This is a genomic window from Allostigmatella hybrida, assembly GCF_020103775.1.
Lineage (GTDB): Bacteria > Myxococcota > Myxococcia > Myxococcales > Myxococcaceae > Hyalangium > Hyalangium aurantiaca.
Map to the genome: position 1 here is coordinate 23,525 of NZ_JAHXBH010000016.1, position 13,431 is coordinate 36,955.

The following is a 13,431-nucleotide window of genomic DNA, read 5'->3' on the forward strand; positions in this document are numbered from 1 at the left end:
CATTCCGTGTGAGCGAGCTCCGCTCCCCCAAGCGGCACCTGAGGAATCTACTCAACATGAAGAATTTCAGTAAACCTTCGACGTGGCCTCTTTCGGCCGCCCTGTTGCTTCTCTTGACGGTCAGCGTTCCCTCCTCCGCGAGCGCGGACGGGCTTGCGCCTGAACTGACAGAGGTGACCCAGGTGCAGAAGCTGATTCCGCGTCCGGAGCAGTCCGCCCTGAAGCCACTCAAGGCGCTGCCGATGCTGCACCGCGCGTCCCGGGTGGATCTCTCCCTCCTGGAGGCACACGCCAAGACCCTCCATGAGGGGGAAGTTCATCCGCTCGCGACGAACACGGACCCCAACTCAGCGCTCTACATGAGCCTGAACACCGCGGTCAGCAACACCCTCTCCGCGCAAGGCGAGCAGCACTGGTACTTCGTCCACTCGGCGGACGCAGGCAAGTTGACCTTCAACCTGCAGGTGGTGAACAGCGCCAGCGTCGACTATGACCTGCACGTCTTCAAGCTCAACCTGGACACCGGCATGCTGGAGGAGGAGCAGGTCTCCGCCTTCGGGCCGCAGACGAGCGAGCAGCTCAGCACCCTGGTCAGCGAAGACTCCTACTATTTCATCTGCGTCAACGCCTACCAGGGCTTCGATGCGGCGCGTCCCTATCAGTTGGCCGCCCTCTACTCGCCCACGAGCGACGCCGCCGAGGCGGATGACCACCCGGCACAAGCCAAGGCGTACTCGGTCAGGTTCACCGCCAACCAGACCCTGGACAACGCCTATGATATCGATTGGATCCAGTTCACCGCCCCGAAAGCCAACAATTTCACGTTCACGTTCAGCAACGTGCCCTCCTCTTCCAATTACCAGGTGGGCATCTATGACGGAAACTTGAACCGCCTGGCGACCCTCACGAAGAACTCCACCGTGACGTACTCAATGGGCGCAGGCGTGTACTATCTTCGCGTCGCGTCGCTGGACACAGCCGTTCCGGCCGCAGCCTACCAGTTGAGCGTGAACACCGCCGCCACCTCGGCCTACTTGGGCTGGGTGGACACGGACGGGGGAAATGCGGGATTCGTCAATTACGGCGCGGGGAACTTCTGGCGCGTCTACCGCTCGACCATTCTCGCGGGCGCCCTGACGGATATCAATGGCGACCCTGTCGTGAACGCGCCTGTCACCATCGTCGTCAATACCCCTCAGACGTATGTCTCCACCACCACGGTCTCGGGCGTCACGGATGTGGGTGGCAACTTCGGCCTCTCCGTGAACCTGCCTTCCGCCAAGGGCACTTACGTGTATGACAACTGGTCCAGCTATCACTATTTTGACATGGCGACCGTGAGCATCCGCTCTTCCATCCTCCAGTACAACACGAGCGTGTATCACTTCGCGTACTCCACCTACAAACCGCACTGACGCCTGAGTCCCCCGCCCCCTTTCCTCCACTGGGAAGGGGGCCATGTACCGGCCCAACCCCGTCGGCAGTCCCGCTCGTCCGGAACGGGTACGCGGGCCATGCCGCGCAGGAAAACCGAGGAAAGTAGGAACTCGTAGGTTTCGAGAGTCATCACTTGCCCTTGTACGGGGGCGGTTGATTTTTCCGGTCACTGGCTGGATCCTGGCCCTGGACGAGCCGTGGAATGGGCACAACCGTGGAGGGGCGGGTGGCAAACAAGACGCAGGCGACCGACGCATCCGTTGACAGCTTTTTCGACAAGATCGAACCCAAGGCACGGCGCGACGACGCGAAGGCCGTCGCCGCACTCATGGCGCGGTGCTCTGGGGCTCCACCCCGAATGTGGGGCAGCTCCATCGTCGGATTCGACAGCTACCACTATCGCTACGAGAGTGGCCGTGAAGGCGATGCGCCGCGAATCGGCCTCTCCCCGCGCAAGGCCGCGCTCGTGCTCTACATCATGGATGGTTTTCCCCGCTACGAGGCGCTGCTCTCCAAGCTGGGCAAAGTCACAACCGGCAAGGCATGCCTATACATCAAGAAGCTTTCCGACGTTGATCTTGCGGTGCTTGAAAAACTGATCACCGAATCGTTGGCTTATCTGCGAAAGCTCTATCCCGCCTGAAGCTCGCGAGTGTGGACCGCAGACGCGGGTGAAGTTCGTGGAAGCGGGCATGCATGTGCGCTGGCAGCAGATCAGGACGCAACAGCATCGGAGTGGGGCTCCGTTTAGACAGACGCTCGCTCGCGAAACTCGGCGACCCGGTCGAGGAGGCGCATGATCGCTGCGAAGTGATCGCCGTGTGCGTCTGCCAGGAAGCGAGCGTGCCAACCCTCGGGAGGGAACTCGTCCTTCTCGTCTCGAAGCCAGTCTCGAAAGCGAACGTACTCTATATCAACTCCCTGCCATTCCTGCCGGGCGGCTTCAACGCCAAGGACGAAGCCCCACAACACGGCAATGTTCGGTTCACCGATGAAGGGCAGAAAGTGTGGCCGATGACGGCCTGCACGGATTTGCAGCAATAGGTCAAGCATGGCGGAATAGCTCTGAGACATGACGAAGACCTCTCAGGGTAGACCAGCAATAGGCGCTCCAGTGCCTGTAAAGATTCGCTGGGTATATTCTGCGACAGACTGCCCCAATGGCCCTGTGAAGGCATCATAGATGCGGCCCTCCAGAAAAACGACGGCGTGTTGTCCATTGAGGGAGGCCTGAATGGTGCTGCTGGCCACGCCAGGTGCTTTCTCAATCCCAATAAGATTGGAGCCATCTGCTGGCCGAAGGATGAGTATATCGGGCTTCTTGCCGAGTTCTCGAAACCCTTTGGAAACACTGTCAGCCACTTTGAAGCAAGGACCGGCAACCCTGTTTCCTGTATCGAAGGCACGCTGAAAATTCAGCAGCCAGTCCGGCGCATCCTTGCCAGTTTGAGCTGTGTAGAACTGGATGGCTCCAGCAATGTTGCCAGATGCGATTCGCGTCCAAAGCCCAGCCCTGAGCGAGTCGGGTAATGCCTGTGCCGTCGTGGTGGCGAGTAATACTCCCGATAGCAGTAAGGTTCGAAGAAAACCGAGCATTTCTCGATTAGTCTCTTGAAGTGGCCCCCTAAGCGGGAGCCACCCGTTCTTTGGATTTCGAGCCGACTATACCGTAGGTGGAGCCCCTCCCGGCCCGGCACCTGTCGGGCTTCGTCGCGGGGCTTGATGACATGGTCACACCAGGCGCACCTCATGGCGCCTGCCCGGCGAGGGGGGCGTGAGCGGGTCAAATTTGTCCAATACGGCGGGCAGCCCTCCCTAAAGTTCCGGGCATGACGCATTCCCGCGTCCCCACGAGGCCCTCTCCATGACGCAGCCCACCGCCAGCTCCGCCCCGACCTTCTACCCCACGCTGCGCTACAAGGACGCGCCCGCCGCCATCCGTTGGCTCGCGGCCGCCTTCGGCTTCCAGGAGCACCTGGTAGTCCCCGGCCCCAACGGCACCGTGGCCCACGCCGAGCTGCGCTTCGGCACGGGCATCTTCATGATGGGCAGTCAGAAGGACGACCTCTACGGCAACGCGGGCATGGCCCCCTATGTCTACGTGAGCGACATCGACGCTCACTGCGCCCGGGCCCGGGCCGCGGGGGCCGAAATCGTGAGGGAGCCCTTCAACACCGACTATGGTTCGCGGGATTACGCGGCGCGGGACTGTGAGGGCCACGTCTGGAGCTTCGGCACCTACCGCCCCGCGCCGGATTCCCGCTGACGCGGCTCGCCCCGGGCCGCAGCCTCCCCCGCGGGGCACTCTTGCCGACTGGAGTCCTCACACCATGATGAGAATCCTTCGCTTCGCCTCGCTGGGACTGGTCCTGTGGACTGCATCCCCGGCGTTCGCCGCCCCCTCCTGGGGCACCTTCAAGAAGGACCGCTGCACGGACTCGGGACGGCGCCAGTACTCGGCCCAGCTCCTGAACATCCCGTCCGGCACCTCGTGGGAGAGCGCCTGTCAGACCACCCCCGCCTTCGTGGCGAGCTACGCCTTCCGGCAACCCACCCGCTGCGTGAACAAGGGCGTCTCGGGCATGTGGGGCGAGTTCGAGGTGGATGACACCACGTGCAACCCGGTGACGGAGTGCACCGCCGCCCCGCCCTCCGGCACCTTCACCAAGACGGGCAACACCGGCGCGGTGAGCTGCGAGGCCTACTGCGCCAACCGGGATGCCGCCTGGGGCACGCGCGGCGCCTGTGTAAAGGGCGTGGTGACGAGCGGCCCTCACGCGGGCGCATGCATCGCCTGCAATGACGTGGCCGCCGACCAGGGAGACACCGGCGTCACCTGCTACTGCAAGGCCCCCGCGAAGGGCTTCGCGGACCTGCACGCGCACCCGTTCGCCCACCTCGCCTTCGGGGGCCAGGCCTTCTTCGGCAAGTCCTTCGGCACCCTGGCCACCGCCCTGCCCTGGTGCGACAGCGTCCACGGCCCCGGGGGCACCCGGGACTCCTTCGGCACCCTCATGGCCACCCTCGGCTATGGCACCGGCGGCGTGGGCCACAAGGTGGGCGGCAATCCCCAGTTCGACGGCTGGCCGCGCTGGAACAGCTTCACCCACCAGTCCATGTACGAGGACTGGCTCTACCGCGCCGTGCAGGGCGGCCTGCGGCTGGTGGTGGCGCTGGCCGTCAACAACCAGGACATCTTCGCCTTCCCCATCTATGCATCCAAGGCCCCGGGCCGCACCGGCGAGGACATGGAGGCGGTGGACCTGCAGCTCGACGAGGCCTACCGCATGCAGAGCCACATCGACACGAAGGCGGGCGGCGCGGGCCGCGGCTGGTTCCGCATCGTGAAGACGCCCGCCGAGGCGCGTACCGTCATCGCCCAGGGCAAGCTCGCCGTGGTGCTGGGCGCCGAGGTGGACTACCTCTTCGACTGCCGCCGCAACGGCACGTGCACGGCCGCCCACGTCGAGGCGCGGCTGGAGCACTACCACTCCCGCGGCTTGCGCCACCTGTTCCCCGTCCACTTCAAGCAGAACGCGTTCGCTGGCCCCGCGCTCACCAACCTCGTCACCGAGGGGGACTCGCGCGGCTGTGCCCAGGAGGGCTACGAGTACCAGCGGGACATCGCCCAGCCGCCCATCTGCGGCGCCCAGGGGCTCACGGACCTGGGCCGCACGCTGGTGCGCGGGATGATGCGCCGGAAGATGATCATCGACATCGACCACATGTCCAAGCGAGCCTTCGATGACACGCTGGGCCTGGTGGAGCCCTACGGCTACCCGGTGGTGAGCGGCCACACCACGCTGTTCGAGACGGCCCACGGCGGCAAGCGCCACGAGGGCAGCCTCAAGGCCGAGCAGCTCCAGCGCATCCGCAACGTGGGCGGCATGGTGTCGCTCATCCTCGACCAGGGCAGCCGCGAGGAGGTGCCCACCTGGCGCGGCGCGGGCCAGCCCGTGGTGGAGCACCAGTGCGGCGGCACCTCCCAGAGCTGGGCCCAGGCCTACCTCTACCTGACGAAGGAGCTGGGCGGCCGGCCCGTGGGCCTCGGCTCGGACTTCAACGGGCTCGCGGGCCTGCCGGGCCCCCGCTTCGGCGCCGAGGCCTGCCACGGCGGCAGCTCCGCCGCGCAGGTGGCCCGCACGCGCTACCCGCTGAGCATCGCCGTGGAGAACAGCCCCACGAAGCTGGAGCGCAGCGGGGTGGGCGCCAAGACGTTCGACATCAACGAGGACGGCCTGGCCCACACGGGCATGCTCCCGGACTTCGTCGCGGACCTGCGCCGACAGGGCTTGCGCCACCAGGACCTGGAGCCCCTCCTGAACTCCGCCGAGGGCTACCTCCAGGTGTGGGAGCGCGCCGAGACCGCGGGCGCCCAGGTGCCCTGAGGCCACCTTCTGACAGGGCGCTCAGGCACCGCGCCGGGCGTAGCCCGACGTCAGGCGCCGGATGCTCTCGCATTCGGCCTGGATGTCCACCGGCCCCTCCTTCTGGACGAAGGCCATGGCCTCCGCCGGGGCGGTCTCGGGCCGTCCCGCGTTGAACGGCGGCGCCGGCGTATACTCCAGCAGGAGCTGGATCGCCTGCGCGACGACGGGCCCCGCCAGCTCCGCGGCGAGCGTCAGCGCGAAGTCGATCCCCGCCGTGACGCCTCCGCCGGTCAGCACATGGCCATCCCGGACCACGCGGCCCGCGTCGGGGGTGGCGCCGAGATCCGACAGGATGTCGCGCATGCCCCAGTGGCACGCCGCTCGCTTGCCTTCGAGCAGCCCCGCCATCCCCAGCAGCAGCGAGCCCGTGCACACGGACGTCACGTACCGCGCGGTAGCGCCCAACCGGCGGATCGCCGCCATGTAGACGGCATCCTGCATCACGTCCGCGGACGGGCCGCCCGGCACGCAGAGCACATCACACCGCTCCACGTCCTCCAGCCGGGTCAGGTCCGTGAGCGTCAACGCCCCCTCGCGGATGGGCTGCCCGCCCACGGAGGCGAACACCAGCTTCGCGCCGGGCACCGCCTGGAGCACCGCCTGCGGCCCCATGAAGTCGAGGAACGTCACCTGCGGATAGAGCGGGAAGACAATGACGAGGGGCTCAGCCATCGGAGGACTCCAGGGGTTGGGGGTTCCACACCGTGAAACCCGATTTGACAGGGCCCTTTATGCGCCGTCATCGTCATGGCGGAAAGGACGTATATCCCTTGATTCGCGCCATGCTCCGAGACATTGGGTTGTTGGCCTTCCCCGGCTTCCAGATCATCGATCTCACCGGTCCCGCCGCCGTGTTCGAGGGGCCCGCGGATCCCTCGCTGCCGCGCGCCTACCGGCTGCATCCTCTGTCCGAGCACGGGGGAATGGTTCGAAGTTCCTCGGGCGTGGAGATCCTCACGCAGCCGCTGGAACGGACCGCGTTCGACACGCTCCTGGCCGTGGGCGGGCCGGGAACCCTGACGGCCATGGAGTCGCCCGCGATCCGCGAGTTCTTGAAGGCCGCGGCCGCGGACTCCCGGCGCATCGCGAGCGTGTGCACCGGCGCCTTCCTCCTGGCCGCCGCGGGCCTGCTCGACGGCCGCCACGCCACCACCCACTGGAAGCAGGCGGCACTGCTGCAGCGCCTCTTTCCCCGGGTGCGCGTCGACGAGGAGCGCATCTTCATCCAGGACGGTGCCGTGTGGACCTCCGCAGGCGCCAGCGCGGGCATCGACCTGTCGCTCGCACTGCTCGAGGAGGACCTCGGCCGCGAAGCCTCTCGCGCCGCGGCCCGGGAGCTGGTCGTCTACCACCGCCGTCCGGGCGGCCAGTCCCAGTTCTCCACGCTGCTCGAGCTGGAGCCGCCCTCGGACCGCATCCGCCTGGCGCTGGCGTTCGCGCGCGAGCACCTGCACGAGCCGCTGCCCGTGGAGCGGCTGGCCCAGGCGGCCTGTCTCAGCCCTCGCCAGTTCGGCCGGGAGTTCCTCGCGGAGACGGGGCAGACCCCCGCCAAGGCCGTGGAGCGGCTGCGGGCCGAGGCCGCCCGGCTGCGCATCGAAACCAGCACCGAGTCCATCGAGGTGATTGCCCGCGAGACTGGCTTCGCGGATCCCGAGCGCATGCGCCGGGCCTGCATCCGGGTGTTTGGCCATCCCCCCCAGGCGCTCCGGCGGACGGCGCGGGCCACCGGGTGAACCCCCTCACGTCGAAACGTTTCGAACCTGTCTCCGCCCCATTGACGCACCTGGCCCATCACGGCCGCCCTTTCCCCACGGGGCGATTCACTTGGGGGGCCCGGTTGACGGCCCGGACCGCCATCGCCTATGACCGCAAGGACTTGTTGGGCGGCAGCGCGCAATTTCAGAAGAAATGGATGTCCGCGGCGCCTTGCGCAGCCGTTGGATTCCGGGCTGGAAGACGTGAGCACCCAAAAACGCCAACGGCCGGTGAGCGGTAAGACAGGCAAACCCTCTGCGGCCCGTGCAAACCTCAGGACGCTGGCGGACCATCTGGGGCTGTCGATCAGCACCGTGTCCCGTGCGCTGAAAGACGGACAAGAGGTCCGGCCGGAGACCATCGCCCGGGTGAAGGAGGCCGCCGCCCAGTTCGGCTACGTGCCGAACATCGGGGGCATCCACCTGAGGACCGGCAGGACCCTCAAGGTCTGCTCGATCCTCTACGCGCCCGAGGTAGGTGACCACGGCGAGCCGGGCTTCCTCGCCCAGGTCGAAGGCATGTCGAATGGCCTGGAGACCTCGGGCTACAACCTGCTCGTCCTGGTGCAGACGGGCCAGCAAGCGCCCCTGGAGTCGGTCCGCAAGGTCTATGACCAGCGGCTCGCCGACGCCCTCGTGTTCTCCCGCACCATGCCCATGGACGAGCGGGCGCGGTTCTGCCTGGAGAAGGACTTCCCGTTCGTGAGTTTCGGACGGACCGAGCTGCAGACCCCGCACGCCTTCGTTGACCACGACGACGAGCACGCCGTCTTCGATGCCACCCTGCGGCTGGCCCGCGAGGGGCACAAGAAGATCGTGATGCTCAACCCGCTCGGCGGGCTCACCTACATCAGCATGCGGATGCGAGGCTACCAGCGGGCGCTGGCCGAGGCGGGCCTGCCGTGGAACGAGTCCCTGGTGTACCAGGGAGATCTCTCCGTCCGGGCCACCCGCGAGGCCATCGTGCAACTGCTGCAGCGCGAGCCGGCGGCCACGGCGTTCGTCTGCGGCAACCAGATGTCCATGGTGGGCACGCTGGAAGGACTGTCCGAGAGCGGCCGGGACACGAACCGGGACGGGTTGAGCGTCGTGGGGTTCGGCGGCATGCCGTTCCTCACGCTGTCCGAGGAGCGCGTCATCTACTACTACCTGCCGCAGGTGCGCGTCGGCACCGTCCTGTCCAACCACCTGCTCGCCCTGCTGAACGGCGAGTCCCCGGAGCAGCTGCAGACGGTTCTGCCCTACACGCGCATGGAGGACTTGCGCGTGTTCCGCACGCACGGCCGCTTCGATCCGTCCAAGCTCCCCCCTCCGTAATCCCCCAGAGGCGGCGGTGGGCCGCCGCCTCGAGGTGCCGACCGTTAGAGCGGGCCGATGAAGTCCAGCTTGCCAATGTCCACGCCGTTGTGGCGCAGGATGGCGTAGGCCGTGGTGAGGTGGAAATAGAAGTTGGGCAGCGCGAAGTGGAGCAGCAGGGACTGGCCCACGAACTGGAGCTCGCGGCCGCCCACCTTGAGGGTGATCTTCCGGTCCTCGCTGCCATCCACCTGCGCCGCGTCCACGGTCTTCAGGAACGCGAGCGTCTTCTCGATGCGGGCCTTCAGCTCGGGGAAGGAGCTCTCGGTGTCCGGGTGGCTGGGCACCTCGATGCCCGCCAGCCGCGCCGCACAGCCCTTCGCGGAGTCACAGACCATCTGCACCTGGAACGTGAGCGGCAACATGTCGGGCGCCAGCCGGGCGTTCATGAAGACCGTGGGGTTGATCTTCTTCGCCTCGGCGTGGGCGGCCGCCTTGTCGAGAATCCCAGACAGGTGGCCCAGCATGCGGATGAAGACGGGAACGGACGCTTGGTACATGGAAAGGGACATGGGCGCGCTTATACGGTCTTCGTCCCGTCAGGGAAAGCAGCCGCGCACCGCGCTGCCTTTCGCGACAAGAAGTCGCAAGGGCGCATGGAGCGCCCGAGCGGACTTCCTCCCGCGCGCAGGCTCAGGCCCGCACAGGCTTCGAGGCATCCTCGTCGCGGCCGTGAACGGCCGCCGGGGGGCTGGTGGCCTCCACCGCGGAGAAGGTCTCCAGAATCTTGTAGGTGTGACTGGAGCCGCGGGGCACCAGCCAGGAGTCGCCGGGGTTGAGCAGAATGACTTGCCCCTCGAGGTGCAGCTCGGCCCGGCCCTTCAGCACGTAGCCCACTGTCTCGTAGTCCCGGGCCACCGCGGGGGCGGGCTCTCCGGGACGCTCGTCTTCCCACAGCCGCATGGACACGCGGGTTCCCGAAACGAGGTACTTCTGCCCCATCTCCCCGTGAGGAGAGTGGCGCGCTTCGACCTTCTTCACGCTGGTGTCACCCATGGCAGCTCCTTCCAGTCCGCGGTGGCGTCCGCTGGACGGCCTTCAAGGGAAGGTAAGGAAGCCGTGGGGGCCCTCACGCCGGGCCGTGCCCGTCTGCCCCCTCTCCAAGGAAGGGGGGCAGGGGCCCCGGGTCAGAAGCCCTCGGGCAAAGGCTGAGGCCCGGGGATGATGCCGGCGATGTCCGGGTCAACCCCCTCCTCGCCCGGCTGGCGGTCCGCCTTCTCCTTCTTGCGCTGATCCCGCCGCGCGTCCTTCTCCTTGTTCTTTTCCTTGCGAGCCAGTTCCTTCTGTCGCTTGGACATTCCTGGGTGTTGCGGCACGGTGCCCTCCTTGGCCGTCGCTGCATATACGTGGGGGAAAACAAAAGGCCCAGACCCTCATGAAGGGCCAGGCCTCAGTCTGGCGAGTGAATGACGCGATTCAGCTTGCGGCGCGGACGTTCTGCGCCTGGAGCCCCTTGGGGCCCTTCGTCACTTCAAACTCCACCTTCTGTCCCTCGGCCAGCGTCCGGAATCCATCCATGTTGATGGCGGAGTGATGGCAGAACACATCCTCCCCGTTGTCCTGGGCGATGAACCCGAAGCCCTTCGCATCATTGAACCACTTCACGGTACCAGTAGCCATTGCTCTTCTTCTTTCGACTGCCCGAGCGGACATCGCTCTAGCAACACCCCCCTACCACAGCCGGGGCGCCACAGGTGTAACGTCCACCGCACGCTCTGTCATTCCCAAGGCACTCCAGGCCTTCACACTTCTTCACCGGGCCTGGGCACGCCGTTTACACCCACTTTCTACGTTCGGCTCCACACACAACGGGCCCCCAGCGCCAGCGCGCCGGGCCCCTTTCCAGGAGCACGGCCATGTGGGGATTTCGCTTCAATACCGCCTGTCTGGCAGGCCTCTTTCACACCCTGCGGGGGGATGGACACTCCGGGCGCTCGCCCGGGCGCTGGGGCTGGCGTGGCCCGCTGCGGCGCGTCTTCCAGCGGCTGGACACCTCGCCCGGCCAGGAGAAGGTCTTCGTCCAGGCCGCGGACGATGTGGCCGCGTCCTTCGGCAAGCTGCGCGGCGAGCTGGAGGCCACCCAGACCGCCGTGGCCCGCGCCCTGCGGGGCGAGCACTTCGATGCGGGCGCGCTGCGCGAGCTGACGGAGCGTCAGGAGGCCCAGCTCGCGGACCTGCGTGAAGTGCTGCGCACCTCGCTGGCGCGCATCCATGAAGCGTTGGATCCCCGCCAGCGCGATGAGCTGGCGGACCTCATCGAGCACGGCCCGGGCATGGGGTACGCCGGTCCTCACGCCTTTCACCGGTGCGGCCACGGAGGGCGGGGCGGCCCGCATCCGCGCGCCTGAGCCCCGCCACCGCACACCCGCGTTAGAGTCCCCGCCCGCCATGCCCACCCGCGTCCTGCTCATCGACGACGACACCCGGATGTACGAGCTGCTCTCGCAGTACCTCGGACAGAACGGCATCTCGGTGGCCCATGCCGCCGATGGGGGGCGTGGCCTCGCCGCGCTGGAGGCCAGCGCCTACGACGCGGTGCTGCTGGACGTGATGATGCCGGGCATGGATGGCCTGGAGGTGTGCAAGCGCATCCGCGCCAAGACGCAGGTGCCCATCCTCATGCTCACCGCCCGGGGCGACGAGACCGACCGCGTGGTCGGCCTGGAGCTCGGCGCGGATGACTACCTGCCCAAGCCCTTCAGCCCCCGGGAGCTGCTGGCCCGGCTGCGGGCGGTGCTCCGGCGCGCCCAGCCCACCTCCGTGGCGGACCGGATGGAGGCCCACGGCATCTCCATCGACGTGGCGGGGCGGGAGGTGAAGGTGGCGGGGCGGGCCGTGGAGCTCACCGGCCTCGAGTTCGATCTGCTCGTGGCGCTCGTGCGGCGCGCGGGCCGCGTCATTCCCCGCGATGCGCTGCTCGGCGAGGCGGGCCGGGGGGACACGGTGGTGGGCGAGCGCACCGTGGATGTTCACATCTCCCACCTGCGGCAGAAGCTCGGCGACGAGGGCGGACGGCTCATCAAGACCGTGCGCGGGGTGGGCTACGTGTTCGCCAAGGAGGGCGGATGATGCGCCTCCCGCCCCCTCCAGGCCCGGGAGCTCCCCGAGGCCTCGGGCGTGGCGGGCCCTGGGACCGCCATGGCCGCAGAGCCCCCTGGCGGATGACGCGCCTGGGCCACTACATCCGCGCGCGCCTGCACCGGCGCATCTTCATCTGGTTCGGCCTGTCCATCCTCATCACCGGCGTGATGGTGGCCACGGTGATGAACCTGATGGGGGGCTCGCACTGGAACCAGGAGATGGATCGCGCCCGGCGGTTCGTCAGCAACCGCTTCGCCGAGGTCTGGGACGTGCCCGCACGGCGCGAGGCCCTCGTCCAGGGCATCTCCCAGGACCTGGACGTGGACCTGGAGCTGCGAAGCCCCGCGGGCGAGCTGCTGAGCCGCGCCGGGCCCCCCTGCGACACGCCAGACTTCTCCGTGGACGTGGTGCGCGAGGGCACCCCGCTGGGCTCGATGCGGGCCTGCTACTGGAACTCGCGGCGCAAGAGCCCCTGGCGCGTGCTGCCCTTCGTGCTGTCCGGGGCGATGTTGTGGCTCCTGTCGGGAGCGATCGCCCGGCGGCTGACGCGCCCCATGGATGAGCTGGTCCGGACCGCCCGGGCCCTGGGCTCGGGAAGGCTGGAGACGCGGGCCCAGCTGGGCCGCGATGCCACCAGCGAGGTGGGCGTGCTCGCGGATGCCTTCAACGACATGGCCGCCCGCATCGAACGGCAGATGGCGGATCAACGCGAGCTGCTCGCCACGGTGTCCCATGAGCTGCGCACGCCGCTGGCCCACCTGCGGGTGCTCACCGAGCTGCTCCGGGAGGGAGGCAGCACCCCGGCGACGTTGGATCAGGTGGACCGCGAAGTCGTCGAGCTGGACGTGCTGGTGGGCGAGCTGCTCGCCAGCTCCCGGCTGGACTTTGGCCAGGTGACGTCCCGCACCCTGGAGGGCGTGGAGCTGGCGGCGCGCGCCCTGGAGCGGACCGGCATGCTCCCGGAGCTGCTGTCCGTGGAGACCCCGGACACGGCCCTCTCGGGGGACGCGACGCTGCTTGGCCGGGCGCTCGCCAACCTCTTGGACAATGCGCGGAAGCACGCCGGGGGCGCGGTGGCGCTGCGGCTCCTGGAGCGGGACGGCGCGCTGGCCTTCTGCGTGGAGGACCGTGGGCCCGGGCTGCTTCCCGGCGAGGAGACGCGCATCTTCGCCCCCTTCTACCGGCAGGACCGGGGCACCGAGGCCCGCGAGGGGGGCTCCCTGGGGCTGGGGCTCGCCCTGGTGCAGCGCATCGCCCGGGCCCACGGGGGCGAGGCCTTCGCGGAGAACCTCCCCGCAGGAGGCGCCCGCGTGGGTTTCACCGTCCTGAGGACTGGGCCTCCACCGGTCCGTCCCCCGCCCCCCGCCTGAGCT

At 67.8% G+C, this 13,431-nt stretch carries 16 protein-coding genes; 9 read left to right on the forward strand and 7 right to left on the reverse strand.

What is annotated here, in order from left to right; genetic code table 11:
* Positions 1-182 precede the first annotated feature (182 nt).
* Together KY661_RS22660 and KY661_RS22665 are read left to right on the forward strand one after the other, a co-directional pair.
* Positions 183-1,415, forward strand: a complete 1,233-nt coding sequence (locus KY661_RS22660) for a hypothetical protein (RefSeq protein ID WP_225412203.1) — start codon at positions 183-185, stop codon at positions 1,413-1,415.
* A gap of 248 nt (positions 1,416-1,663) precedes the next feature.
* A complete protein-coding gene (locus tag KY661_RS22665; RefSeq protein ID WP_225412204.1) occupies positions 1,664-2,080 on the forward strand; it encodes a DUF1801 domain-containing protein in 417 nt (138 codons plus the stop codon).
* A gap of 104 nt (positions 2,081-2,184) precedes the next feature.
* Here the strand turns inward: KY661_RS22665 and KY661_RS22670 are convergent, their stop codons facing one another.
* Both KY661_RS22670 and KY661_RS22675 read right to left on the reverse strand, forming a co-directional pair.
* Positions 2,185-2,511, reverse strand: a complete 327-nt coding sequence (locus tag KY661_RS22670) for a hypothetical protein (protein ID WP_225412205.1) — start codon at positions 2,509-2,511, stop codon at positions 2,185-2,187.
* A gap of 12 nt (positions 2,512-2,523) precedes the next feature.
* Positions 2,524-3,033, reverse strand: coding sequence for a hypothetical protein (locus tag KY661_RS22675; RefSeq protein WP_225412206.1), 510 nt, complete (start codon positions 3,031-3,033; stop codon positions 2,524-2,526).
* 268 nt (positions 3,034-3,301) lie between these two features.
* On the opposite strand from KY661_RS22675, the gene KY661_RS22680 reads away from it, so the two are divergent.
* Together KY661_RS22680 and KY661_RS22685 are read left to right on the forward strand one after the other, a co-directional pair.
* Positions 3,302-3,703 (forward strand): VOC family protein, encoded by a 402-nt coding sequence (locus KY661_RS22680; protein ID WP_075007297.1) that lies wholly within the window; start codon positions 3,302-3,304, stop codon positions 3,701-3,703.
* 64 nt (positions 3,704-3,767) lie between these two features.
* Positions 3,768-5,825, forward strand: a complete 2,058-nt coding sequence (locus tag KY661_RS22685; RefSeq protein ID WP_225412207.1) for a membrane dipeptidase — start codon at positions 3,768-3,770, stop codon at positions 5,823-5,825.
* 21 nt (positions 5,826-5,846) lie between these two features.
* Here the strand turns inward: KY661_RS22685 and KY661_RS22690 are convergent, their stop codons facing one another.
* Entirely contained in the window at positions 5,847-6,539 is a 693-nt protein-coding gene (locus KY661_RS22690) for a DJ-1/PfpI family protein (RefSeq protein WP_225412208.1), read from the reverse strand.
* Between the two features lie 110 nt (positions 6,540-6,649).
* Between KY661_RS22690 and KY661_RS22695 the strand changes: the two genes are divergently transcribed.
* Positions 6,650-7,600 (forward strand): GlxA family transcriptional regulator, encoded by a 951-nt coding sequence (locus KY661_RS22695; RefSeq protein ID WP_225412209.1) that lies wholly within the window; start codon positions 6,650-6,652, stop codon positions 7,598-7,600.
* Between the two features lie 225 nt (positions 7,601-7,825).
* A complete protein-coding gene (locus tag KY661_RS22700) occupies positions 7,826-8,938 on the forward strand; it encodes a LacI family DNA-binding transcriptional regulator (RefSeq protein WP_225412210.1) in 1,113 nt (370 codons plus the stop codon).
* Between the two features lie 44 nt (positions 8,939-8,982).
* On the opposite strand, the gene KY661_RS22705 is transcribed toward KY661_RS22700, so the two are convergent.
* From KY661_RS22705 to KY661_RS22720, 4 genes are all read right to left on the reverse strand, one after another.
* A complete protein-coding gene (locus KY661_RS22705; protein WP_225412211.1) occupies positions 8,983-9,489 on the reverse strand; it encodes a DUF1993 domain-containing protein in 507 nt (168 codons plus the stop codon).
* Between the two features lie 121 nt (positions 9,490-9,610).
* On the reverse strand, positions 9,611-9,973 hold the full coding sequence (locus KY661_RS22710) for a cupin domain-containing protein (RefSeq protein WP_225412212.1): 363 nt from the start codon (positions 9,971-9,973) through the stop codon (positions 9,611-9,613).
* A 131-nt stretch (positions 9,974-10,104) separates the two neighbouring features.
* Positions 10,105-10,275 (reverse strand): hypothetical protein, encoded by a 171-nt coding sequence (locus KY661_RS22715; RefSeq protein WP_177241398.1) that lies wholly within the window; start codon positions 10,273-10,275, stop codon positions 10,105-10,107.
* Positions 10,276-10,393: 118 nt separating this feature from the next.
* On the reverse strand, positions 10,394-10,597 hold the full coding sequence (locus KY661_RS22720; protein WP_075007303.1) for a cold-shock protein: 204 nt from the start codon (positions 10,595-10,597) through the stop codon (positions 10,394-10,396).
* Positions 10,598-10,833: 236 nt separating this feature from the next.
* On the opposite strand from KY661_RS22720, the gene KY661_RS22725 reads away from it, so the two are divergent.
* The 3 genes from KY661_RS22725 to KY661_RS22735 are packed head-to-tail and all read left to right on the forward strand — an operon-like array spanning position 10,834 to position 13,428.
* On the forward strand, positions 10,834-11,325 hold the full coding sequence (locus tag KY661_RS22725; protein ID WP_225412213.1) for a periplasmic heavy metal sensor: 492 nt from the start codon (positions 10,834-10,836) through the stop codon (positions 11,323-11,325).
* Positions 11,326-11,365: 40 nt separating this feature from the next.
* A complete protein-coding gene (locus KY661_RS22730; protein ID WP_075007305.1) occupies positions 11,366-12,046 on the forward strand; it encodes a response regulator transcription factor in 681 nt (226 codons plus the stop codon).
* Positions 12,046-13,428, forward strand: coding sequence for a HAMP domain-containing sensor histidine kinase (locus KY661_RS22735; protein ID WP_398577227.1), 1,383 nt, complete (start codon positions 12,046-12,048; stop codon positions 13,426-13,428). Before KY661_RS22730 ends, KY661_RS22735 begins: the two co-directional genes overlap by 1 nt.
* Positions 13,429-13,431 lie beyond the last annotated feature (3 nt).